18 protein-coding genes and 1 tRNA gene are annotated in these 22,685 nt (G+C 67.1%); 5 read left to right on the plus strand and 14 right to left on the minus strand.

From position 1 onward, the window contains the following. Positions 1-51: 51 nt before the first annotated feature. The 3 genes from ACYJSS_RS06835 to rimO all read right to left on the minus strand — a co-directional run bounded on the left by ACYJSS_RS06835 (position 52) and on the right by rimO (position 2,726). Positions 52-681 (minus strand): glutathione S-transferase family protein, encoded by a 630-nt coding sequence (locus ACYJSS_RS06835; protein ID WP_236204538.1) that lies wholly within the window; start codon positions 679-681, stop codon positions 52-54. A 14-nt stretch (positions 682-695) separates the two neighbouring features. Then, the gene (locus ACYJSS_RS06840) at positions 696-1,220 is read right to left on the minus strand and encodes a hypothetical protein (protein ID WP_173171803.1); all 525 of its coding nucleotides are present in this window, start codon (positions 1,218-1,220) and stop codon (positions 696-698) included. A 183-nt stretch (positions 1,221-1,403) separates the two neighbouring features. Beyond that, entirely contained in the window at positions 1,404-2,726 is a 1,323-nt protein-coding gene (rimO, locus tag ACYJSS_RS06845) for a 30S ribosomal protein S12 methylthiotransferase RimO (RefSeq protein WP_111261740.1), read from the minus strand. 245 nt (positions 2,727-2,971) lie between these two features. Between rimO and ACYJSS_RS06850 the strand changes: the two genes are divergently transcribed. Then, complete coding sequence (locus ACYJSS_RS06850; RefSeq protein ID WP_111261739.1) at positions 2,972-4,876, plus strand: potassium transporter Kup; 1,905 nt, start codon at positions 2,972-2,974, stop codon at positions 4,874-4,876. A gap of 103 nt (positions 4,877-4,979) precedes the next feature. On the opposite strand, the gene ACYJSS_RS06855 is transcribed toward ACYJSS_RS06850, so the two are convergent. From ACYJSS_RS06855 to ACYJSS_RS06870, 4 genes are all read right to left on the minus strand, one after another. Further along, a complete protein-coding gene (locus ACYJSS_RS06855; RefSeq protein WP_111261738.1) occupies positions 4,980-5,522 on the minus strand; it encodes a cytochrome b in 543 nt (180 codons plus the stop codon). A gap of 128 nt (positions 5,523-5,650) precedes the next feature. Then, positions 5,651-6,913, minus strand: coding sequence for a virulence factor family protein (locus ACYJSS_RS06860; RefSeq protein ID WP_236204537.1), 1,263 nt, complete (start codon positions 6,911-6,913; stop codon positions 5,651-5,653). A gap of 7 nt (positions 6,914-6,920) precedes the next feature. After that, positions 6,921-9,569 (minus strand): bifunctional lysylphosphatidylglycerol flippase/synthetase MprF, encoded by a 2,649-nt coding sequence (gene mprF, locus ACYJSS_RS06865; RefSeq protein WP_236204536.1) that lies wholly within the window; start codon positions 9,567-9,569, stop codon positions 6,921-6,923. A 171-nt stretch (positions 9,570-9,740) separates the two neighbouring features. Further along, positions 9,741-9,817, minus strand: a tRNA-Met gene (locus ACYJSS_RS06870). 430 nt (positions 9,818-10,247) lie between these two features. Here ACYJSS_RS06870 and ACYJSS_RS06875 point away from each other — a divergent pair. Both ACYJSS_RS06875 and dinB read left to right on the plus strand, forming a co-directional pair. Next, positions 10,248-10,736, plus strand: coding sequence for a hypothetical protein (locus ACYJSS_RS06875; protein ID WP_111261735.1), 489 nt, complete (start codon positions 10,248-10,250; stop codon positions 10,734-10,736). 112 nt (positions 10,737-10,848) lie between these two features. Further along, on the plus strand, positions 10,849-11,904 hold the full coding sequence (dinB, locus tag ACYJSS_RS06880) for a DNA polymerase IV (RefSeq protein WP_459479524.1): 1,056 nt from the start codon (positions 10,849-10,851) through the stop codon (positions 11,902-11,904). 43 nt (positions 11,905-11,947) lie between these two features. Here the strand turns inward: dinB and ACYJSS_RS06885 are convergent, their stop codons facing one another. From ACYJSS_RS06885 to ACYJSS_RS06900, 4 genes are all read right to left on the minus strand, one after another. Next, entirely contained in the window at positions 11,948-12,352 is a 405-nt protein-coding gene (locus ACYJSS_RS06885) for an META domain-containing protein (RefSeq protein ID WP_213625879.1), read from the minus strand. After that, positions 12,349-12,786 carry a hypothetical protein gene (locus tag ACYJSS_RS06890; RefSeq protein ID WP_111261732.1) on the minus strand — a complete coding sequence of 146 codons (438 nt, stop codon included), beginning with the start codon at positions 12,784-12,786 and terminating at the stop codon, positions 12,349-12,351. Before ACYJSS_RS06890 ends, ACYJSS_RS06885 begins: the two co-directional genes overlap by 4 nt. Positions 12,787-12,821: 35 nt before the next feature. Beyond that, positions 12,822-13,805: a 2-hydroxyacid dehydrogenase gene (locus ACYJSS_RS06895; RefSeq protein ID WP_236204535.1), complete on the minus strand. Its 984-nt coding sequence runs from the start codon at positions 13,803-13,805 to the stop codon at positions 12,822-12,824. A 66-nt stretch (positions 13,806-13,871) separates the two neighbouring features. Beyond that, a complete protein-coding gene (locus tag ACYJSS_RS06900) occupies positions 13,872-16,631 on the minus strand; it encodes a response regulator (protein WP_236204534.1) in 2,760 nt (919 codons plus the stop codon). A gap of 159 nt (positions 16,632-16,790) precedes the next feature. Between ACYJSS_RS06900 and ACYJSS_RS06905 the strand changes: the two genes are divergently transcribed. Next, positions 16,791-17,501, plus strand: a complete 711-nt coding sequence (locus tag ACYJSS_RS06905) for a response regulator transcription factor (protein ID WP_111261729.1) — start codon at positions 16,791-16,793, stop codon at positions 17,499-17,501. Then, positions 17,501-18,847, plus strand: a complete 1,347-nt coding sequence (locus ACYJSS_RS06910; RefSeq protein ID WP_236204533.1) for a sensor histidine kinase — start codon at positions 17,501-17,503, stop codon at positions 18,845-18,847. The genes ACYJSS_RS06905 and ACYJSS_RS06910 overlap by 1 nt, the downstream gene beginning before the upstream one ends. Before the next feature lie 18 nt (positions 18,848-18,865). On the opposite strand, the gene ACYJSS_RS06915 is transcribed toward ACYJSS_RS06910, so the two are convergent. The 3 genes from ACYJSS_RS06915 to ACYJSS_RS06925 form a co-directional block, all read right to left on the minus strand. Beyond that, on the minus strand, positions 18,866-21,073 hold the full coding sequence (locus ACYJSS_RS06915; RefSeq protein WP_236204532.1) for a TonB-dependent receptor: 2,208 nt from the start codon (positions 21,071-21,073) through the stop codon (positions 18,866-18,868). A gap of 91 nt (positions 21,074-21,164) precedes the next feature. Further along, entirely contained in the window at positions 21,165-21,992 is an 828-nt protein-coding gene (locus ACYJSS_RS06920; protein WP_236204531.1) for a tetratricopeptide repeat protein, read from the minus strand. A gap of 1 nt (position 21,993) precedes the next feature. Next, positions 21,994-22,674: a Fe2+-dependent dioxygenase gene (locus tag ACYJSS_RS06925; protein ID WP_111261725.1), complete on the minus strand. Its 681-nt coding sequence runs from the start codon at positions 22,672-22,674 to the stop codon at positions 21,994-21,996. Positions 22,675-22,685 lie beyond the last annotated feature (11 nt).

Here is a 22,685-nt window from a genome sequence, read left to right on the forward strand (position 1 = left end):
CGCGGCGGCATTATCGAGGGGCGGAATGCGCCGGCATTCCGCCGTTTCGCCTCATTCCGCCTTCTGGCTCTCGGCGAGCTCGACGTCCCTGGCCCTCGCCCGTTGCACTGCGGGGCGTGCGAGGAAGCGCTCGACGTAGGCGCGGAACACCGGCCGCTCGGGGATCAGGCCGAAGGCCATGGTCCAGTTCAGCGCGGTGCCCCAGAGCACGTCGGCGACGCTGTAGCTGTCCCCCAGCATCCAGGTCCGCCCCTGCAGGTGGTTGGCCAGGGTATCGAGCACGGTGGCGAAGTCGCCATAGGGCGAGCGGGAGGGCTCCACGGGCGCGCGTTGCAGCGCGTGATCCACCACCGCCGGTTCGAAGCAGGTGCCGGAGAACACCATCCAGCGCAGGAAAGCGCCGCGCTGCGGGCTGTCCAGCGACGGCGTGAGCCCGGCGTCGGCATACAGGTCGGCGAGATACAGGTAGACCGCGACCTGCTCGGTGATGATGGTTTCCCCATGGCGGAGGGCCGGCACCTTGCCCATCGGGTTGATCGCCAGGTAGGCGGGCTGTCGCTGCTCGCCCTTGTGCATGTTCATCAGGTGCAGCTCGTAATCGGCGCCCAGTTCCTCCAGCAGCGTGAGGACGCCGGACGAGCGGGTGTGCGGGCAGTGAAAGAGGGTGACGTGGCGGTTCATGGCATTTCTCGCGATCAATAGAGGTGGGCGTAGCCGTATTGCGGGCCGATCCCCAGGCTGGGTTTCATGCCCAGTTCGATGATGTGCACCTGCACGTCGGTGAAGGTCTGCTTGAAGGCGTTGATGCTGTGGGGCACGCAGGTGCCGCAGCAGTCGATCTCGCTGACCAGGGTCACGTCGGTGAGATGGCCGATGAAGCCCGGGCGCCCATGGATGTAGTTGATCAGCCGGGGCTCGGTGTGGAACTGGCCCATGCCGCCGCAGGCGAAGGTGCGGATATGGGTCGCCACGTCCGGTACGAATTCCACGCCCCACTCGTGCACCAGCTTGTTCAGCGCCGTCTTGCTGAAGGAGCTCATGGCCGAGAAGGAAAACAGGTTCAGCGGCGGGGCGTTGTTGAAGGTGCAGTGAGCGATGCACAGGTTGTGGGCTTCGGGGTCGAAGTTCGAGAGCTTCTGGTTCTTCTCGAAGGATTCGTTGACGGCGTAGCGCAGGGTGGCGATCAGCTCGTGGGCGTCCTGGTGGTTCATCTTCGGCATGTGGGTCTTCCTTGGTCGAGAGCTTCCTGTATAGGCCAGCATCGCTGGGGTGCAAGGTCGAGCCGACAACGGGCGCGAGCCAATGCCAACCCCATCCCACCGCAGCCCGGACTTCAGCCCGGTTTTCCGCCCCCCATGAAAAAGCCCCGCATCGGCGGGGCTTTTTCATGGCTCAGCGCAGTTTCAGACGCGCTCGGCCCAGAGGTCGTACTCGTCGGCATCGACCACGCGGACCATCACCTTGTCGCCCGGCTTCAGGTCGGTGCTGTCGATGAATACGCTGCCGTCGATCTCCGGGGCATCGGCGAAGGAGCGGCCGACCGCGCCTTGCTCGTCCACTTCGTCGATCAGGACCTCGATCTCCTTGCCGATCTTCAGTTGCAGGCGCTCGGCGGAGATCGCCTGCTGGTGCGCCATGAAGCGCTCCCAGCGCTCCTGCTTGATGTCGTCGGGCACCGGCTCCAGGCCCAGGTCATTGGCCGGGGCGCCTTCGACCGGGGAGTACTGGAAGCAGCCGACGCGATCCAGCTGGGCTTCGCTCAGCCAGTCGAGCAGGTACTGGAAGTCTTCCTCGGTCTCGCCGGGGAAGCCGACGATGAAGGTGGAGCGGATGGTCAGCTCGGGGCAGATCTCGCGCCACTTCTTGATGCGCGCCAGGGTCTTGTCTTCGAAGGCGGGGCGCTTCATGGCCTTGAGCACCTTCGGGCTGGCGTGCTGGAAAGGGATGTCCAGGTAGGGCAGCAGCTTGCCGGCGGCCATCAGCGGGATCACGTCGTCGACGTTCGGGTACGGGTAGACGTAGTGCAGGCGCACCCACACGCCCATGCTCGACAGCGCCTGGCACAGCTCCAGCATGCGGGTCTTCACCGGCTGGCCGTTCCAGAAGTCGGTCTTGTACTTGACGTCGACGCCGTAGGCGCTGGTGTCCTGGGAGATCACCAGCAGCTCCTTCACGCCAGCCTTGACCAGGCGCTCGGCTTCGCTCAGCACGTCGCCCACCGGGCGGCTGACCAGCTTGCCGCGCATGGACGGGATGATGCAGAAGCTGCAGGTGTGGTTGCAGCCCTCGGAAATCTTCAGGTACGCGTAATGGCGGGGAGTCAGCTTGATGCCTTGCGGCGGCACCAGGTCGATCAGCGGGTTGTGCTCGGCTTTCGGCGGGATCACCTCGTGCACCGCGTTGACCACCTGCTCGTATTGCTGCGGGCCGGTGACGGCGAGCACGCTGGGGTGCACGTTGCGGATGCTGTCCTCGGCCACGCCCATGCAGCCGGTGACGATGACCTTGCCGTTCTCGGCGATGGCTTCACCGATCACGTCCAGGGACTCGGCCTTGGCGCTGTCGATGAAGCCGCAGGTGTTGACCACCACGACGTCGGCATCCTGGTAGGTCGGGACGATCTCGTACCCTTCCATGCGCAGCTGGGTGAGGATGCGTTCGGAGTCGACCGTGGCTTTTGGGCAACCAAGGGATACGAAACCGACTTTGGGCGTTGCGGTGGACATTGGCGGCTAACCTCGAAGGGCACCTCGCTGGGTGCCTCTGATCAAAAAGTGCGCAATTCTAGCGGCAGCCCGCGCACTTGACCAGCTTCTTTGGGACAAGCTGTCGCAGGCCGGTCAAGGCTCGCGATGCCCGGTAATTGTAGGGGGCAGGCTCTATAGTCAGTCAGGACCACACCGCCCGACTCTTGCAACGACGAATGGGTCGGAGCAGGATGCGCGGAATTTTTCTTGAGGAATCTTGTTACATGTCCGATGCAAGCGCCGGCGCCGTTGAACATGAACAGCCCCATTCCAGCTCCGCGATCGGCCTGATGGTCGGCGCCGTGGGCGTCTGCTACGGCGATATCGGCACCAGCCCGCTGTACACCCTGAAGGAAGTCTTCATCGGTGGTTATGGCGTGCAGGCCAACCACGATGGCGTGCTCGGCGTGCTTTCGCTGATCTTCTGGTCGCTGATCTGGGTGGTGTCGATCAAGTACGTGATCTTCGTGCTGCGCGCCGACAACGAGGGTGAGGGCGGGGTGATGGCCCTGTCGGCGCTGGCCCGCCGTGCCGCTGCCGGGCGTCAGCGCTTGCAGGCGATGGTGGTGATCGCCGGCCTGATCGGCGCCGCGCTGTTCTACGGTGACAGCATGATCACCCCGGCGATCTCGGTGCTCTCCGCCATCGAGGGCCTGGAGATCGCCTTCGACGGGCTGGAGCACTGGGTGGTGCCCCTGTCGCTGATCGTGCTCGTCGGCCTGTTCCTGATCCAGAAGCACGGCACCACGCGCATCGGCATCCTCTTCGGGCCGGTGATGGTGGCCTGGTTCCTCGCCCTCGCGGCCCTGGGCATCTATGGCGTGTCGCAGGAGCCGGAAGTGCTCAAGGCGATGAGCCCGACCTGGGCGATCAATTTCTTCGTCTCCCACCCCGGCATAGGTGTGGCCATCCTCGGCGCCACGGTGCTGGCGCTGACCGGTGCCGAGGCGTTGTACGCCGACATGGGCCACTTCGGCCGCAAGCCCATCGCCCGCGCCTGGTTCGCCCTGGTGCTGCCGGCGCTGGTGCTGAACTACTTCGGCCAGGGCGCGACCATCCTGGTCAACCCGGAGGCTGCGCGTAACCCCTTCTACCTGACGGCCCCCGGCTGGGCCCTGCTGCCGATGGTGGCGCTGTCCACGGCGGCGACCGTCATCGCCTCCCAGGCGGTGATTTCGGGCGCTTTCTCGCTGACCCGCCAGGCGATCCAGCTCGGCTACGTGCCGCGCATGTTCATCCAGCACACCTCCAGCCAGGAGCAGGGACAGATCTACATCCCGGCGGTGAACTGGGCGCTGATGGTCGGCGTGGTACTGCTGGTGCTGGGCTTCGAGTCCTCGGCGGCGCTGGCCTCGGCCTATGGCGTGGCGGTGACCGGCACCATGCTGATCACCACCCTGCTGATGGGCGTGGTGATCTGGTTGCTGTGGAAGTGGTCGCTGTGGCTGGCCGTGCCGTTCTTCCTGCTGCTGTTGCTGGTGGATGCGCTGTTCTTCGCCGCCAACCTGCCCAAGGTCATCCAGGGCGGTGCCTTCCCGGTGATCGCCGGTCTCGCCCTGTTCATCCTCATGACCACCTGGAAGCGGGGGCGCCAGCTGCTGGTGGAGCGTCTCGACGAGGGTTCGCTGCCCCTGCCGCTGTTCATCGCCAGCATTCGCTCGCAGCCACCGCACCGCGTGCAGGGCACCGCCGTATTCCTCACCGCGCGCTCCGATGCCGTGCCTCACGCGTTGTTGCACAACCTGCTGCACAACCAGGTGCTGCACGAGCAGGTGATCCTGCTTACCGTGGTCAACGAAGACAGCCCGAGGGTTCTGCCGGAGCGACGCTTCGAGGTGGATGCCTATGGCGAGGGCTTCTTCCGCGTGGTGCTGCACTTCGGTTTCATCGAGGACCCGGACATCCCCCAGGCCCTGAAGCTGTGTCACCTCAACGAGCTGGATTTCAGCCCCATGCGCACCACCTACTTCCTCAGCCGCGAGACGGTGATCCCGTCCAAGCTGATCGGCATGGCGCGCTGGCGCGAGGCCCTGTTCGCCTTCCTGCTGAAGAACGCCAACGGCAACCTGCGCTACTTCAACCTGCCGCTCAACCGCGTGATCGAGCTCGGCACCCAGGTGGAGATCTAGCCGGCGACGGTGTTCGCCGCGATGAAAAAAAGCCCGGGCATGCCCGGGCTTTTTCATGGATGGGACCAGTCAGCGGCCCGGGCACGGGCCCGGAGGGCAGGACTCAATCCCGCCCCGGCAGCATGCGCCGCACGGTGTCGTCCTTGCTGATGAAGTGGTGGAACAAGGCCGCCGCCGCGTGCAGGCCGATCAGCCAGTAGCCGAGAACGGCCACGGTCTCGTGCACTTCCTTGATCTGCCCGGCGAGGTCGGGGTTCTTGTCGATCAACGGCGGCAGCTCGAAACCGAAGAAGGGGATCGGCTTGCCGGCCGCGCTGAGGATCAGCCAGCCCGCCAGCGGCAGGCCCAGCATCAGGCCGTACAGCGCCAGGTGCGCGAGTTTGGCCAGGGCGTTCTGCCAGGCCGGCGGGTTCGGTGTGATCGGCGGGGTGGGCGAGAGGAAGCGCGCGGCGATGCGCACCACTACCAGGGCGAACACCGAGAGGCCCAGCATGAAGTGCCATTGCTTGAGCAGTTCGCGGGTTTCGCTGCCCTTGGGAAAGTTGCCCTTCAGCTCGATGGTGGCGTAGACGGCGGCAATCAGCAGCAGCATCAGCCAGTGCAACGCGATTGAGAGTGTCCCGTAGCGGGACGTTTGGGTGGTCATCACGGCTCCTTGTTGTCCCGCATCGTAGCGGCGGGCTTGTTCCCAGTTTAGCGGCCGTGGCTTAAGTGAAAATGAAGCAGATCAAGGGTCGCGCTGCCCGCTACCTGGCGGGTAGCGGGCAGGCGGCGTCATGGGGTGGGCTGGCGCTTGGCGATGGCGGCGACCAGGCGTTCCGCCAGGGCGGGGTAGTTTTCGTCGTAGTGGTGGCCGCCGGGCAGCGCCAGCACTTCGCCTGGGGCGCCGGGCTGGGTGCAGCCGCTCTCGCCGGCCTCTTCCTTGCCATAGACGCAAAGCACCTTCTCGGCCGGCAGCTTGATCAGCTCCGGGCCTGTGGGCGCTTCCTGGCCGGCCTTGCCGAGCCAGCCCTGTACCTCGATCTCGAAGCTGCCACTGCGCGCCAGCGCCAGCAGGAGGACGGCGTCCACTTGCTGCTGGTCGGCCTTGGGCAGGCGGTTATAGAAGGCCGGCAGCACGTCGGCGCCGAAGGAGTAGCCCGCCAGCACGAAGCGTTGGGCTCCCCACTTTTCGCGGTACTGCTTCATCAGGCGGCTGAGGTCGGCGGCGCCCTGCTCGGGGCTCTTGTGCTGCCAGAAATAGCGCAGCGCATCGATGCCGACCACCGAGTGGCCGCGCTTGGCCATTTCCTCGGCCACGGCGCGGTCCAGGTCACGCCAGCCGCCGTCACCCGAATAGAACAGGGTGACGGTGGAGGAGGGCTTGGCGGCGGGTACCTCGACCACCGGCATCGGCGTGCCTTCGCCTTGCAGCAGGGCGTGCAACTGCTCATCGAGCAGCTGGGGCAGGGTGGTGTCGTAGTCGCTGATGCTGGTGTCGGCGTTGGCCTGGCCCCGGGCGAAGGCGGCACTGGGGTCGTCCGGGTTGTCGTTCCAGGCGATGGTCCAGTGGCCATGGGGGGCGGCCTTGGGCAGCGGGGTCGGGCAGTCGGCGTGTTCCAGGCTGAAGTCGATGGACAGGGCGCGTGCCTCGTCCTTGTCCTGGCCGGCCAGCCAGCGCCAGGCGAAGGCGGCTCCCGGGCCTATGCCCGCCACCAGGGTGGGTTCGCCCTGGAGCAGGTCCCGCGCGTTCTGCAGCAGGTGCTGCTGGGCATCGCAATCATTGGCCGGCAGGGCGAGCTGGACGATGCGCGCCGCACCGTCGTGGGCCAGGGCCAGCAGTTCGGCTTCCTTCGGCTGCTGGTCGCTGTCCACCAGGACCAGTACCCGTGCCTTGGTGTCCGCCGGCGGGCTCGCCAGTGTCGCGGAGCTGCCATCCGCCAGGCGCTTCTGCTCGACCCTGGCCTGGGGCGCGGGGCGGCTCCAGAGCAGCAGGCCGACGCCGATGCCGAGGAGGAGGGCGACGACCAGGATGCGCTTCCAGTTGCGTTTGAGCATGGTTCCCTCAGCGTTTGACCAGTCCGGTGAAGCCGCCGGCGATGAGCGCGGCGGTATCGGCCAGCGCCACCAGCGGGTCGAGGCCTGCGGGAACCGCCATGTAGCGTGGCTCCCACTCGGGCTGGAACTTGTCCTTGAAGCGGCGCAGGCCCTGGAAGTTGTAGAACTGCTCGCCACGGCGGAACACCAGGGCCCCCAGGCGCTGGGTCAGCGGCGCGCCACGGCGCGGCTGCAGGCCGGCCAGGGGCACCATGCCGAGGCTGAAGCGCTCATGCCCGCGCTCCTTGAAGTGCAGCAGCAGGTTGAGCATGAGGAACTCCATGGTCAGCTTGGGCGCCTCGGGGTGCACGCGCATCAGGTCCAGACTGGCCAGCTCGCTGCTGCTGGTCTCCAGCAGGTTGGCGAAGGCCATGGGTTGGCCTTCGAAGGAGACCACGGCGATGCGGAAGTGCTTGAGGTAGTCGGGGTCGAAACGGCCCAGGGAGAAGCCCTTCTCGCGCACCTGCTTGCCCTGCATCCAGGCTTCGGAGATGGCCCGCAGCGCATCCAGCGGCGCCTGTCCGGCGTCGAATATCTCCATCGACAGGCCGTCGCGCTGGCCCCGGCTGAGGGTGTAGCGCAGATCCTTCATGGCCTTGTTCTTGGCTTCCAGGTCGAAGCGGCGCAGGTCGACCCGCGCCTCTTCGCCGAGCTTCAGGGCGCTGAGGCCGATATCCATGTAGTAAGGCAGGTTCTCCGCACGCACCTGGTAGAACACCGGGCGCGCGTGGTGCACGTCGCAGAGGTCGCGGAACTGCCAGATCAGCTCGGCGCGGTGGTTGGCCTTGCCGATGGGGTCGAACAGCGCCACCAGGCTGCGCCCGCGACGGGCGAACATCAGGAAGGCGTCCTCCTCGGGGTGGAACAGCAGCGCCTTGTCGCCGGTGAGCACCAGGCCACCGTCGGGCTGGCCCGATGCCTTGACGATATCGGCGGCCTTGAGCAGTTCTTCCTCGGTGGGCTCGTGGATCACCAGGGGGATCGGCCGCAGCAGCCAGATCAGCGCCAGGCCCGCCAGCAACAGGCCGCTGCCCAGGGTCGCACGCAGGGTGCGCGGGGCGTCGGCGTCCACGGCGAACTGCCAGAACAGTTCATGGCTGTAGGGCACGTCCTGGTAGGCGAAGAACATCAGCCACAGCGACGCGGCCAGCACGCAGGCGCTGGCGCCCAGGTTGACCGGCGAGAAAGGCATCTCCAGCAGGCGGCTGGGGCGATAGAAGGCATTGCGGAACATCGCCAGGAGGGTCGCGGTGAGCACCAGCAGGCTGGCCTCTTCCCAGTCGAAGCCCTTGAGCATCGACAGCCCGGCACCGGCCAGTAGCAGCACCACCGTCAGCGCCCAGGCTGCCGACAGGCGCCGGCGCAGGCCGTGGGCGAGCAGCAGGCAGAGCACGCCCACCAGGCTGGCGGCCAGGTGCGAGGCGTCGATCAGGCGATGGGGGATGAGGAAGCTCAGGTGCTCCAGGCGGGTGTCGATGGCCGGGGTGGCACCGGAGAACAGCAGCACCACGCCTGAGAGGAACACCATCAGCGACAGCACCGGCGCAGCCAGGCCGGAGGCGGCGCGCACCGCCTGGCGCCCGGCGGGCAGGAAGCGTTGCGCCTCGTTGGCCAGCAGCAGCAGGCAGGCGAGGATCAGCGGCAGGCCCACATAGATGAGGCGATAGAGCAGCAGGGCGGCGGCCAGGGGAGCGGCACCGAGTTGCCCGGCGAAGGCCGCCAGCAGCACGGCTTCGAACACGCCTACACCGCCCGGCACATGGCTGAGCACGCCGGCCGCCAGGGCCAGCAGGTAGACCAGCAGGAAAGCGCCCAGAGGCGGCGCTTCCGGCAGCAGTACATAGAGCACGGCAGCGGCGGCGCAGACATCGACCAGGGTGATCACCAGTTGCAATGCGGACAATTGCAGGCCCGGCAGGCGCAGGGTGCGATGGCCGATGCGGATGTTCACGCAACCCGGGGTCGGGGCCACGGGCTCGCGCAGGCGCGACAGCCAGAGCACGGCGATGACGGTGGCGGCGAGCACGGCGCTGGCGATGATCGCCACCAGGTCGGTGGACAGGCGCAGCGCCTGGGCGGCGGCAGGCAGGTCACTCAGCGCGGCCACGGCGGCCAGGGGGGGCAGGGCGCTGCCCAGGGCCAGGCTGGCGAACAGCGTGATGCGGGCGATATCGCCGGTGCCGACGTTGTCGCGGCTATAGAGGCGGTAGCGCACCGAGCCCCCGGTGATCACCGACAGGCCGATGGCGTTGCCGATGCCCGTGGCGCAGAAACTGCCCAGCGCCATGCGCGGGAAGGGCAGCTTGACCCCAGCGAAGCGGCAACCGGACCACTCGTAGCCCATCAGCGCGACGAAGCCGATCGCCGTGGCGCCGATCGCAAGCAGCAGGCTGGTGCCGGGTACATCACGCACGGCCGTACGCAGCGCATCGGGGTCGAGCTCGCGCAGCAGGTGCCAGCAGGCGACCAGGCCGATGGTGAACAGAAGAAGGGTGAAGGCCAGCCCGATGGGCTGTCGGTAGGCGCTTATGCGATCGAGCCAGCGCAGTTGCGCGGGTTCGTCCTGCAGCGTGGAATCGTCGGAGAGCGGATTTTCAACGGTGGGGTTGGCGCGCATCGAGCACCTCATGCAATGTGCGCCACAGGATGTGGGCAGCGCGGGCAAGTTCCAAGCCCTGTCATGCAATATTTTCCTTGGCGCATGGCCTGGCTGAGAGAGGGGCGGCTCCAGCCTAAGAAAAGACGCCCAAACGAAAAAGGCCACTCTTTCGAGTGGCCTTTCCGTATTTGGTTGCGGGAGCTGGATTTGAACCAACGACCTTCGGGTTATGAGCCCGACGAGCTACCAGACTGCTCCATCCCGCGTCTGTGGGTCGGCATTCTAGCGATTTAATTCACCCTGTCAACGCCTGATTGAGAAAAAAGTGTTTTTTCTTCAGATGCTTAGCGTGATCCGAGTGGTCAGATAGTCCTCCAGCCCGTGCCGGGCGGGGTTCTTCAGACTTTTCGGGGGCGAGGTGCGCAGGTGCGGGAATGGACCGGATGAACCTCGGGCCCGGAACGGGGAACCGGGCCCGAGGGCGGCAGGAGGTCCATTTCCTGGCCGCTGGACGAGCGTAACGGGGAGGCGCTGTAGGAGAGTTCCAGACACCGGTAGGCTCGGGCTGATTCCGCCCCGCGTCCGTTGTAGCGATTTGGGCTCCGGCGATACTGCTCCGCTTCAACGGGGTGCCGGTGGTGCCCCATCCGCGTTGGTCGCGCCCCGTTCCACGGGGCGTTTCGTTCCGGAGTTCCCATGACGCTCGATTCCCTCAGCCGCCTCGTCATCGAGCCGGCCCTGGCCCTGCTGCCCAATGAGATGAACAGTCCCGAGGCGCAATTGATGCTGCTCGCCATCGGCCTGCAGGAAAGCGGGCTGGAGAAGCGCCCACTGGTCAAGGGCGGGCCTCACAGCTATTGGCAGTCGGAGTCGCCCGATGAAATGGTCCACTTCGTCCTGCGCTGCCCGGTGACCCGGGATGTCGCCGTCGAGGTATGCGATGCCCGCCAGGTGCCGCCGGTGGATGAGCGGGTCCGCGTTGCACTGGGGCATGACGATACGCTGGCGGCCGCTTTCGCGCGGCTGTTGCTGTGGAGCGACCCGGCGCGCCTGCCTGCGCTCGATGAGGTGGAGGCGTCCTGGGACCTCTATATAAGGACCTGGCGCACCCCCGACCCACGGCCCGAACGCTGGCCGCTGCATCACGCCCGGGCCGCCCAGGTCGTGCGCACATCCGGCCGCTGAAACCCGCCTGGCAAATCGGCTAGACTTGCCCGCCTCCCGTCCGTGGAGGCTCCCCCGGCGGCATCCGCCCGCCCGAGCGTGCTTCCTTCGCTCCACCGGTAACCAGGCGTCCATGAGTCAAAGGAAGATCATCCACATCGATTGCGACTGCTTCTATGCAGCCATCGAGATGCGCGACGACCCCTCGCTGGCCGGTCGCCCCCTGGCGGTCGGCGGCTCGGCGGAGCGGCGCGGGGTGATCGCCACCTGCAACTACGAGGCACGTGCCTATGGCGTGCGTTCGGCCATGTCGTCGCGCCATGCGCTGAAACTGTGCCCGGACCTGTTGATCGTGCGCCCGCGCTTCGATGCCTACCGCGAGGCCTCGCGGGAGATCCATGCCATCCTTCGCGACTTCACCGAGATCATCGAGCCGCTGTCCCTGGACGAGGCCTATCTCGATGTATCCGCGAGCCAGCACTTCAGTGGCAGCGCCACGCGCATCGCCCAGGAGATCCGCCGGCGGGTGTGGCAGGAGCTGCGCATCACCGTTTCCGCCGGAGTGGCGCCGACCAAGTTCCTGGCCAAGATCGCCAGCGACTGGCGCAAGCCCGACGGCCTCTTCGTGATCACGCCCGACCAGGTGGACGACTTCGTCGCCGAGCTGCCGGTGAGCAAGCTGCACGGCGTGGGCAAGGTGACGGCGGACAAGCTCGGCCGCCTGGGCGTGATCAGCTGCGCGGACCTGCGCGAATGGAGCCGCCTGGCCCTGGCTCGCGAGTTCGGCAGCTTCGGCGAGCGCCTCTACGGCCTGGCGCGCGGCATCGATGAGCGTGCGGTGCAGGTGGACAGCCGCCGCCAGTCCTTGAGCGTGGAGAACACCTACGACCAGGATCTGCCTGACCTCGGCGCCTGCCTGGCGCGCCTGCCGGAACTGTTCGAGGAGTTGCAGCGGCGCCTGCAGCGGCTCGACTCCAGCTATAAGCCGGACAAGCCCTTCGTGAAGCTGAAGTTCCACGACTTCTCCCAGACAACCCTGGAACAGGCCGGTGCCGGGCGTGACCTGGACAGCTACAAGCTGCTGCTGGGCGCGGCCTTCGCGCGGGGCGACAAGCCGGTGCGCCTGATCGGGGTGGGGGTGCGCCTGCAGGACCTGCAAGGCGTTGCCGAGCAGCTCAAGCTCTTCTGAGCGCGCCCCGCGTACTGCATGCGGGGCCTGGCATACGTCGGACTCAGCGTTCCGGCCACAGGCGCAGCGGCTTGCCTTCGGCGGGCCACAGGCGCAGTTGCTCGATCGCCGAGAAGTCCCAGCGCTGCACGCCCGGCAGGGCGTCGAGGAAGCGCTGCTCCTGCTCCATCAGCGCTGGTGCGCACATCTTGCGGGTGCTGCCGACCGGGCCGAAGCTGATCCTGTCGTCCTTCAGCTCGTAGGAGGCGAACCAGTGGTTGCAGCCGCCGTTGCCATAGGCACGGCCGTCGCGGCCCAGGGTGATGGTCAGGTGGCTGTTGTCGATCAGCGGGCGTTCGCCGATCCACTCCACCTGGTAGGTACGTTCGGTCTCGATGCTCGGGCCTTCGCTGGCGCAGCCCACCAGGGCCAGGGCGCCGACGGCGGCACTGATTGCGTTGCGGTTCATGGGGTCTCCTGACGGCATGTCGGGCAGAGGTGCTTGCCTTCCCTGTTCAACCAGCCCAGCTCGGCGATGCGGGCTTCCGCGGCCGGTGCCTGCGCGGGCTTGCCGAGGCTGGAATCGACGGCGAACTCGAAGTCCAGGCGCTTGGCGCAGGCGTCGCAGTCCACGTGCCAGTTGAGGATGGACAGCTCCTTGAAGACCGGGCCCTTGGCCACGGCCAGCCATTGGCCGGGCGGGTTGATCAGGTGGCGGACCTTCTCCACTTCCAGGCGCATGGCCAGGTCGCGGCTGCCCTTGAGGGTGACGACCAGGGTGTCGCCGTTCTGGATCGAGCCACCGGTGCCGGTGACCTGATAGCGGCCCGGCACGAGCGCACGGCACTCGCTTAGGGTGTGGGCGGGGTTGAGCAGGTTGTAACGGAAATCGTGTTCGGCCATAGGTCCTCCAGAAACGCCGCGCATCCTATCACGGCCTAGGCGTCGACCTGGTTGCACGGCCGCCCGGCGGCCCAGGCGGCGATGTTGTCCAGCGTGGTGCGGGCGATGGCCGCCAGAGCCTCGCGGGTGAGGAAGGCCTGGTGCGCCGTGACGATGACGTTGGGGAAGGTCAGCAGCCGGGCCAGAACGTCGTCCTGCAACGGCAGGTCGGAGCGGTCTTCGAAGAACAGGTTCGCTTCCTCTTCATAGACGTCCAGGCCCAGGTAGCCGAGCTGGCCGCTCTTCAGTGCCTCGATCAGCGCCGGGGTTTCCACCAGGGCGCCGCGTCCGGTGTTGATGAGCATCGCGCCGGGCTTCATGTGCTGCAGGCTGTCGGCGTTGATCAGGTAGCGGGTGGCGTCGTTGAGGGGGCAGTGCAGGCTGATGATGTCGCTCTCGGCGAGCAACTGGCCCAGGGGCAGGTAGCGTGCCCCCATGGCTTCCACGGCCGGGCTGGGGAAGGGGTCGTAGGCCAGCAGCTGGCAGCCGAAGCCGGCCATGATGCGGGCGAAGGTTTCGCCGATCTGCCCGGTGCCGACCACGCCCACCCGCTTGCCCACCAGGTCGAAGCCGGTGAGGCCGTGCAGGCTGAAGTCGCCTTCGCGGGTACGGTTGTAGGCGCGGTGCAGGCGCCGGTTGAGGGCGAGGATCAATGACACCGCATGTTCGGCGACCGCGTGGGGCGAGTAGGCCGGCACCCGCACGATGGTGAGGCCGAGCGCGCGGGCTGCCGTGAGGTCGACGTGGTTGTAGCCGGCCGAGCGCAGGGCGATCAGGCGCGTGCCGCCCGCCACCAGGTGCTCCAGCACCGGCGCGGACAGGTCGTCGTTGATGAAGGCGCAGACCACGTCGAAGCCATTGGCCAGCGCCGTGGTGTCGAGGGTCAGCCGTGCCGGCTGGAAATGCAGCTCGATGCCTGCCGCGGCGCCGAGGAAGCTGTCGCGGTCATGGTTCTGGCTGCTGAAAAGAATGGTGCGCATGGGCTCTCCTTTTATCCCCCGGCCATTCTAGACCGCCGGGCAATAGGCGCCCTGCATCAGATCAGTTCACGCGTTCACCCGCGTTTCCCCGGCGAGGCGGACGATGGCCACGTCGAGTTCGTCCAGCGCCTGGCGATAGGCCGGGTCGTTCTTCTTGAGCAGGGTTTCGCTGCGCTGGCAGGCCGCGCGCAACTGCGGCACGCCGCAATAGCGGGTGGCGCCGTGCAGGCGGTGGACGCGTTCCAGCAGGGTCGCGTGATCGTCGCTGTCCAGCGCCTGGCGGATGGCCTGGCGGTCTGCTGCGAGGGAGGCCAGCAGCATCGCCAGCATGTCGGCGGCGAGATCGGCCTTGCCGGCGGCCAGGCGCAGGCCTTCCTCCGGGTCCAGCACGCTCGGCTCATCCTCGCTGGCCGGGTGCTCGGCGCCGCGCTCGGGGGCCGGGCTGTGCAGGACCAGGCCGGTCCACTTGAGCACCACCTGGGCCAGTTGGCGCTCGCCGATGGGCTTGGTCAGGTAGTCGTCCATGCCGCCTTGCAACAGGGCGCGTTTTTCGTTGGCCAGGGCATGGGCGGTGAGGGCGACGATGGGCACCGGACTCAATTCGCTGCCGGCTTCCAGGCGGCGGATTTCCTCGGTGGCCTGGCGCCCGTCCATGCCCGGCATCTGCACGTCCATGAGGATCAGGTCGAAGTTGTGTTGCTGCGCGGCCTCGACGGCGGCATAGCCACTGTCGACTGCGGTCACCTGGGCGCCCATGTCGCCGAGCAGGGTCTCGACCAGCAGCAGGTTGGCCGGGTTGTCGTCGACGCAGAGGATCTTCGGCGCACGCGTGCTCTGTGGCTGCGGTGCCTCCAGGCGCGGCTGCTGGCGCGGGCTGACCAGGCCGGTGAGGGCACGGTGCAGCTTGCGCGTGCACGCCGGCTTGGCCTGCAACTGGTTGTGCGAGTCGGGCAGCACCTGGTGATACAGCGCCTGCTCGGTGGTGGGGCAGAGCACCAGGCTCTTGCAGCCCAGCTGGTCCAGTTCCCAGATGTACTGGCTGAGGCGATCCGGTGGCAGGTCGCGGGCGGTCACGCCCATGACCGCGAAGCCGATGGCGCGGGTGCCGTTGCGCTGGGTCTCGACCGCCTCCAGCAAGGCTTCCAGGCTCGGGTAGTCCTGCACCTCCAGGCCGCAGTCCTCGAGCTGGTGGTGCAGCGCCTGGCGGGCCAGTTCCTGGGGCTCGAACACCGCAGCGTAGCGCCCGGCTAGCAGGGCCTTGGGCAGGTCGTCGGCGTCGTCGCGGGCCTTGGGCAGGCTGACGCTGATCCAGAACTCCGAGCCTTCGCCCGGGGTGCTGGCCACGCCGATCTCGCCGCCCATCTGCTCGATCAGGCGCTTGGAGATGACCAGCCCCAGGCCGGTGCCGCCCGCCTGGCGCGACAACGAGTTGTCGGCCTGGCTGAAGGCCTGGAACAGGGCGCGCAGGTCCTCGTCGGAAAGGCCGATGCCGGTGTCCTGCACGCTGATGCGCAGTTGCACCAGGTCGGCATCGCTGTCGTCCTCGAGCATGGCGCGCACGGCGATGGTGCCCTCGCGGGTGAACTTGATGGCGTTGCTCACCAGGTTGGTCAGCACTTGCTTGAGGCGCAGGGGGTCGCCCACCAGCTGCAGCGGAGTGTCGCGGTAGACCAGGCTGACCAGCTCCAGGCGCTTTTCGTGGGCAGCGGGGGCGAGGATGGTCAGGGTGTCCTGGATCAGGTCGCGCAGGTTGAAGGGGATGTTCTCCAGCACCAGCTTGCCGGCCTCGATCTTCGAGAAGTCGAGGATCTCGTTGATGATCCCCAGCAGGTTGTCGGCTGACTTCTCGATGGTCGACAGGTAGTCCTGCTGGCGCGGCGACAGCTCACTCTTCTGCAGCAGGTTGGTGAAACCGAGGATGCCGTTGAGCGGGGTGCGGATCTCGTGGCTCATGTTGGCGAGGAACTCGGACTTGATCCGGCTCGCTTCCAGGGCCTCCTTGCGCGCCAGGTCCAGCTCGATGTTCTGGATTTCGATGGTCTCCAGGTTCTGGCGGACGTCCTCGGTGGCCTGGTCGATGTTGTGCTGCAGTTCTTCCTGGGCGCTCTGCAACGCCTCGGCCATGCGGTTGATACCCCCGGCCAGCTCGTCCATCTCGTGGTTGCCGAGCTGCGGCAGGCGGGTTTCCAGGCGGCCTTCCTTGAGCAGCGCGACGCCCTGCTTGATGCGCCGCAGCGGCTCGTTGATCTGATGGCTCATGCGCAGGGCGAGCAGCGCGGTGACGGCGAGGCCGGCGGTGATCAGCAGCAGGCTGGCGAACAGGCTGCGATAGCCCTTGAGCAGCGTGCCGTGGTGCGACATCTCCAGCTCGACCCAGCCCAGCAACTGGTCGTCGCCGAGCTTGGCAGTGTCGCCGGAGAGCACCCGATGGCGCTCGAACACCGGCTGCATGAAGCGCGTGGCATCGGTGTTGCTGGTCAGGCTGAGGTGGCTGCCGTCGCTGTCGGGCGTGCCGTTGAGCATGCTCGGCCCGGCATGGGCGAGGCGTGCGCGCTCCAGGCTGAGGAAACTCACCGCGCGCACGTCGGGCTGGTCCAGTGCGTGGTCGGCGATGCGCTCCAGCAGCACCGCATCGCCACGGACCAGGGCCGGCGCCGCCAGGGGGGCCAGTTGCTCGGCGATCATCTGGCCGCGTTGCAGCAGCTGCGCCTGCATGTCGGAAAGCTGCGCCCAGATGAAGTAGCCGCCCAGCACCAGGGCCAGCAGGCTGGTGGGCAGCAGGGTGAGCAGCAGAACGCGGCCCTTGATGCCTAGATCCTTGTACACGCTCGTTCCTTCGTCAGTGAATGCCGGAAGTGTAGCGATTCGGCCGGGCGGAATCCTCCCGCTTATAGGCGGGAAACCAGGCGGTGATATGGGAATCCAGGCGGCGATTTGCCAGAATGCGATTCTATTAACGAATAATTCGCATTTGCTGGTGATTCCATGAACGTCAGTATCCCCCCGAGCGCTCGCATCCTCGCCATCGAGGACGACCCCGTCCTGGCCTCCCATCTCTGCGATCACCTCGGTCGCCGGGGGTTCGAGGTGACCCTGCGGCGGGACGGCGAAGAAGCGCTGGGCCTGGCCTGCGCCGAGGATTTCGACCTGATCCTCATGGACATCCTGCTGCCCGGGCGCAGCGGCCTGGAGGTGCTCGCCGAGCTGCGCCGACGCCGCCGCGTGCCGGTGATCCTGATGTCCGCGCTGGGCGCCGAGCAGGACCGCATCGCCGGCTTCAGCCAGGGGGCGGACGACTACCTGCCCAAGCCCTTCAGCATGGCGGAGATGCAGGTGCGGGTGGATGCCGTGCTGCGTCGCGTGGCCTACGAACGGCGTGAGCCGGAACCGCCCAGCGAGGCACTGGAGCTGAAGTTCGACGAGGGGCGCGCGGACATCAGCTATCGCGGGCGCTGGGCCGAACTCACGCCCACCGAATACCGCCTGCTGGTGACCTTCTCGCGGCACATGGAGGAGGCGCTGAGCAAGGCCTTCCTCTATCAGCATGTGCTGCATCGCGCCTACTCGCAGCACGACCGCAGCCTGGACATGCACGTCAGCCACATCCGTCGCAAACTGGCGCGCCTCGACTATGCCGAGTGGCGGCTGGAGACCGTCTGGGGCAAGGGCTATGTGCTCACCAGCGGGAAAGGCTGATGCCCGGTCGCCATTCGCTGTTCTGGAAGCTGGCGATCATCCTCGTCTGCTTCTGCCTGGTGATGATCGCCCTGACGCTGTCGTTCGGGCAGATGATCGGCCAGCGCACCTCCTACCTGTCCGACGCGGCGCGTTCGACCTTGCGCGGGTACGCCCGTGAGGCCGAGCAGGCCTGGCGTGAGGGGGGGCGGGCCGGCGTCGATGCCTTCCAGGGCGACCTGGAGCGCCGCGAGGGCAGCTGGGTGCTGGTGCTCGATGCGCATCTGTTCCCCCTGGGCAGCCGCCCGGTCAGCGAGGAGCAGCGCCGTCGCCTGAGCTTCATGCGGCAACTGGATTGGCCGATGGGGCGGCAGACGCCGGACCCCCGCACGCTGAGCATTCCCTTCGAGGGCCAGGACGGGCAGCTGGTGATGCTCCTGCCGCAACGCTTCAGCCCCTGGGGCCCCCGGCCGCTGTTGTTCTTCATCGCCCAGAAAGTGGTGCCCGGGTTGCTCGCCCTGCTGCTGTGCATGCTGCTCTACCGGCTGTTCATCGCCCCGCTGACGCGCCTGCGCGAACAGGCCAATTCGCTGAAGGCGGACGACCTCGCCGCGCGTCTCGGCGAACCCTTCGTTTCCCGGCGGGACGAGCTTGGTGAGCTCGGCCGGGCCTTCGATCACATGGCCGATCGCCTGCAAGGCACCGTGCTCTACCAGCGCCGGCTGCTCAGCGACCTCTCTCACGAACTGCGGACCCCGCTCAGCCGCCTGCGTGCGGCCAGCGAGCGCGAGGACGACCTGCCGGCGCTGCGCCAGCGCCTGGAGCGGGAGATCGGCGTGATGCAGCAACTGGTGGAAAACACCCTGGAGCTGGCCTGGATGGATTCCGAGCGCCCGCATTTCCCCCAGGAGGCTGTGCCGTTGCGGCCGCTCTGGGACGTGCTCACGGAAGACGCCTGTTTCGAGACGGGATGGCCACGGGAGCAACTGCGTTTCGAGCTGGACGAGCGGTGCGTGGTCAAGGCCCACCTCAACAGCCTGGCCCAGGCCCTGGAGAACATGTTGCGCAATGCCATTCGCCATTCACCGGCGGGCGGGCTGGTCACGCTGTCCGGCCGCCAGGAGGGCGAGCACTGGCTGCTGTGTCTCCGCGACCAGGGGCCGGGGGTGGCGGAAGAACATCTGGAGCTGATCTTCGAACCCTTCTCCCGGCTCGACGAGGCGCGGCCCGGTGATGGCGGTTTCGGCCTGGGGCTGAGCATCGCCCGCAGCGCCATCGATCTTCAGGGCGGCCGACTGTGGGCGCGCAACCTGAATCCGGGGCTGGGCTTGCACATGCGCCTGCAAGCCTGGCCGGGCGGCGCCTGACGCCGCCCGACCGCAGGTTCAGAACCTGAAGTTGGCCGTCAGCTCGGCCGAGCGGCCGGGTGCCACGTTGGCGAAGATGCCGACGTGGGAGGCATCGTAGAGGGTCTCGTCCGCCAGGTTCAGTACGTTCAGCTGCAGGTCCAGGTTCCTGTTCACCTGGTAGCCGAGCATCGCGTCGTAGCGCCAATAGGACTCGAGCTTGCGGGTGTTGGCGTCATCCAGGTAGCGCTCGTCCATGTAGGTGGCGCCGCCGCCGACCGTCCATTTCCCGGTGAGCGCATAGGTGCTCCAGAGGCTGAAGCTTTCCGGTGCGATGAACTTCATCTGGTTGCCCGAGAAGTCGGTATTGCCGCTGCGGTACTTGCGGGTTTCCGGGTCGAGGTAGGTGTAGCCCGCCCAGACCTGCCAGGCCTCGGTGAGGTGCCCGGTGGCGCCCAGTTCGAAGCCGTCCACGCGGCTATCGCCGGAGAGGGTGACCTCTCCCGTGGTTGGGTCCTGGGAGCGGCCGTTGGTCTTCTCGGTGCGGAATAGCGCGGCGGTCAGCGACAGGCGCTCGTCGAGCACATCCCACTTGGTGCCCAGTTCCAGGCTGCGGTTCTTCTCCGGGTCGAGGTCGTTCACCGCCGCTCCCCCTGCCGCGCCGTCAGCGCCGCCGGCCTGGCCGACGGTCTCGCCCGCCGGGTTGGAGGAGGTGGCGTAGGTCAGGTAGATGCTGCCGTTGGGGAGGGGCTTGAAGACCACGCCAAGCTGGTAGTTCAGCATCTCGCTGGAGTTGGAGGCGCTGCCGTTTTCCACGTGGTAGTCGTCGTAGCGCAGGCCGAGGTTCAGGTCCCATTGCTCATGCAGCTTGAGGGTGTCGAACACGTAGAGAGCCCGCACGCTCTGCTTGGTTTCACTGGTGGCGCCGCTGCCACGGGTGACGGCAGGGAAGGGGTCGTGGGGGTTCGGGTCCTGGAGGTTGGCGTTGCTGCCCACCGGGGTGACATAGCGCGCCTTCTGGTCGATGGTCTCGCGGCTGAATTCCAGGCCGGCGGAATAGTTGTGCTGCAGCGTCCCGGTGAAGAACTCGCCGAACAGATCGGTCTGGTTGACCAGTGTCTGGGTCACGCTGTTGCGCGAGCGGCCGTCGCGTACCACCTGGCCGTTGAGCTCGCGGTTGATGGCCGCTGTGAGTTGGGCCGGTGTGTTGGTGCTGCCAAAGCTGGGGCGGGTCATCACGTAGTCGAGCAGGGTGCGGCCGCCGCGGGTGGTATTGCGCACGGACAGCGTTTCGCTGAAGTCATGGTCCAGCACGATGCTCGCGATGTCGGCGGAGGTCGTGCTGAAGTCGCGATCGACTAGGCCATAGAAGTTGTCACGGTCGACCTTCACCGGTTTGCCGGTGATGTTGGAGATCGGGTGGCCGAGGTCCGACAGGTCGTCGGTTTCCATGTGGTAGTAGCTGAAGGTGGCGCGGGTCGGGGTGTTCAGGCCGAAGGTCACGGTCGGGGCCAGGCCCCAGCGCTTGACGTCGACCTCGTCGCGGCCGGGGGTGTCGGCTTCGTGCTTCATGGCGTTGAGGCGCAAGGCCATGTTCTGTTCGGGCAGGTACTGGTTGACATCCAGCGTGGTGCGCCAGAGCTGGTCGGTGCCCAGGGTCAGGCTGCCGGCGACGAAGTCGGCCATCTGCGCCGTCTTGCTCACCAGGTTGATGCTGCCGCCTGTGGCTCCGCGGCCGGTGTAGGCGGACCCCGGGCCCCTGATGATCTCCACGCGCTCCAGGTTGAAGGCTTCGTGGGCATTGCGGCCGACATCGCGGACGCCGTCGATCATGATGTCGGTGCTGGCTTCGTAGCCTCGGATGAAGGGCCTGTCGCCGACCGGTGTGCCGCCTTCGCCCGCGCCCAGGGTGATGCCCGGGGTGGTGCGCAGTACGTCCTTCAGCGAGCTGGCGCCGCGTTCCTTGATCAGCTCCTCGGTGATCACCGTGACCGACTTCGGCGTGTCGCGCAGCGGAGCGGTGAATTTCGGCGAGGAGGCCTGGTCGACCTTGTAGCCATCGACGGCGTGGGAGCGGATGTCGGTGGCATCCAGTTCGAGGGGGCTGGCGGCGATGGCGCTTTCTTCGTCCTTCTTCGCTTCAGCGGCGAATCCCAGGCCGGCGAACGAGGCGAAGGCCAGGCCCACGGCAGAGCTGGAGAGGTTGGCCTGGGCGAGGTTAAGGCCCCGAGGCTTCTTGGCGGTCATCGGAATTTCTCCCTGAAAAAGATGAGCGGCCAAGCTAGTTGAGAATATTTATCAAACGAAACTGTTTTACATCTGCTTTACGGGTGTGCTGTTAGCAAATATTTCCCTTCCGCTCCACGCCGCTGCTGCCCTGGGCCAGGAAGCGGTGCTGGGCCTGGCGGTCGCTGTCGTCGCCGAGTTCGCTCGCGCGCTGGTGGAAGTCGCCGGCCAGGGCCCGTATGTGCGGATCACTGGCCTGAGCCAGGCTGGCACGGCTGGTGCGGAGGAAGTTGAGATTGCCGGCGGCCAGCGAGCGTCGCAGCCAGCCCAGGGCCTCGTCGATCCGCCCCTGGGCCGCCAGGACCGCGGCATAGCTGAACTGGCCACGAAAGTCGCCAGCCTCTGCCGAGCGCCGGTACCACTCCAGGGCGATTCCGGCATCGCGTGCCACGGCGATGCCCTCTTCGAAATAGCGCCCCACCAGGTTCATCGACTTGGCGTGCCCTGCCTGGGCCGCCTGCAGGTAGAGGGCGAAGGCGGCCGCCTGGTCGCGCTCGACGCCGCGTCCGGTGGCCAGAAGGCCCGCGTAGTTGTACAGGGCCCAGTCGAGCCCACTGGCGATGGCCTGCCGGTACTGGTTGGCGGCCTCCGCCAGGTCGACGTCACCGCCCCAGCCGTGCTCCAGGCAGCGGCCGAGCATGTTGCGCGCCATGGCGTCACCGTTGCTGGCGGCGATGCGGAACCAGGCGCGGGCCAGGGCCGGGTCTTTCTCGATGCCCCTGCCGTCGAGGAGGATCTGCCCCAGCAGCGTCTGCGCATCGGTCAGGCCGTCGCGGGCGGCACCGAGGATGATCCGTGCCGCCTGGCGCGGGTCGTTGGCCAGTCGCTCGCGCAGTTCTTCACCGCTGAGGGTTTCGGTGCGCCTGAGGGTGACGTTCATTTCAGGTGTCTGCCCAGCGCCGCAGCAGGTTGTGGTAGGTGCCGGTCAGTTGGATCAGCGCGGGGTGCTCGGGCACGTCGCGGGTCAGGCTCTGGATGGCCTGGTCCATCTCGTAGAGCAGGGTGCGCTGGCCGTCGTCGCGGACCATGCTCTGGGTCCAGAAGAACGAGGCGATGCGCGCGCCCCGGGTCACGGGCTCCACCTTGTGCAGGCTGGTGGAGGGGTAGATGACCAGGTCACCGGCGGCGAACTTCACGCGTTGGGTGCCGTAGGTGTCCTGGATCACCAGTTCGCCGCCGTCGTAGCTGTCCGGTTCGCTGAAGAACAGCGTGGCGGAGACGTCGGTGCGGACCTGCTCGGGGCTGCCCTGGATGCGGCGGATGGCGTTGTCGATGTGGTAGTCGAAGGTGCCACCGCCCGTATAGCGGTTGAACAGTGGCGGGAACACCTTCAGCGGCAGCACGGCGGAGACGAACAGCGGGTGGGTCCAGAGGCGCTGCAGCATCGCCGTGCTGATTTCCTTCGCCAGGGGATGGCCTTCCACCAGTTGCTCGTTGTGCTTGGCTTTCGCCGACTGGTGCCCGGCGGTGACACGGCCATCCGCCCAGTCGGCCTGTTCCAGCGCTTCGCGGATGCGGGCGGCCTCGTCGGGCGTGAATACGCCGGGTATGCGCAGGAGCATGGTCTGGGGCC

It is taken from the genome of Pseudomonas sp. No.21, assembly GCF_054558415.1.

Excerpts from the sequence above, each read along its gene's own strand:
- ACYJSS_RS06835 (WP_236204538.1), bottom strand. The coding sequence starts at position 681 with ATGAACCGCCACGTCACCCTCTTTCACTGCCCGCACACCCGCTCGTCC.
- ACYJSS_RS06840 (WP_173171803.1), bottom strand. The coding sequence starts at position 1,220 with ATGCCGAAGATGAACCACCAGGACGCCCACGAGCTGATCGCCACCCTG.
- rimO (WP_111261740.1), bottom strand. The coding sequence starts at position 2,726 with ATGTCCACCGCAACGCCCAAAGTCGGTTTCGTATCCCTTGGTTGCCCA.
- ACYJSS_RS06850 (WP_111261739.1), top strand. The coding sequence starts at position 2,972 with ATGTCCGATGCAAGCGCCGGCGCCGTTGAACATGAACAGCCCCATTCC.
- ACYJSS_RS06855 (WP_111261738.1), bottom strand. The coding sequence starts at position 5,522 with ATGACCACCCAAACGTCCCGCTACGGGACACTCTCAATCGCGTTGCAC.
- ACYJSS_RS06860 (WP_236204537.1), bottom strand. The coding sequence starts at position 6,913 with ATGCTCAAACGCAACTGGAAGCGCATCCTGGTCGTCGCCCTCCTCCTC.
- mprF (WP_236204536.1), bottom strand. The coding sequence starts at position 9,569 with ATGCGCGCCAACCCCACCGTTGAAAATCCGCTCTCCGACGATTCCACG.
- ACYJSS_RS06875 (WP_111261735.1), top strand. The coding sequence starts at position 10,248 with ATGACGCTCGATTCCCTCAGCCGCCTCGTCATCGAGCCGGCCCTGGCC.
- dinB (WP_459479524.1), top strand. The coding sequence starts at position 10,849 with ATGAGTCAAAGGAAGATCATCCACATCGATTGCGACTGCTTCTATGCA.
- ACYJSS_RS06885 (WP_213625879.1), bottom strand. The coding sequence starts at position 12,352 with ATGAACCGCAACGCAATCAGTGCCGCCGTCGGCGCCCTGGCCCTGGTG.
- ACYJSS_RS06890 (WP_111261732.1), bottom strand. The coding sequence starts at position 12,786 with ATGGCCGAACACGATTTCCGTTACAACCTGCTCAACCCCGCCCACACC.
- ACYJSS_RS06895 (WP_236204535.1), bottom strand. The coding sequence starts at position 13,805 with ATGCGCACCATTCTTTTCAGCAGCCAGAACCATGACCGCGACAGCTTC.
- ACYJSS_RS06905 (WP_111261729.1), top strand. The coding sequence starts at position 16,791 with ATGAACGTCAGTATCCCCCCGAGCGCTCGCATCCTCGCCATCGAGGAC.
- ACYJSS_RS06910 (WP_236204533.1), top strand. The coding sequence starts at position 17,501 with ATGCCCGGTCGCCATTCGCTGTTCTGGAAGCTGGCGATCATCCTCGTC.
- ACYJSS_RS06915 (WP_236204532.1), bottom strand. The coding sequence starts at position 21,073 with ATGACCGCCAAGAAGCCTCGGGGCCTTAACCTCGCCCAGGCCAACCTC.
- ACYJSS_RS06920 (WP_236204531.1), bottom strand. The coding sequence starts at position 21,992 with ATGAACGTCACCCTCAGGCGCACCGAAACCCTCAGCGGTGAAGAACTG.
- ACYJSS_RS06925 (WP_111261725.1), bottom strand. The coding sequence starts at position 22,674 with ATGCTCCTGCGCATACCCGGCGTATTCACGCCCGACGAGGCCGCCCGC.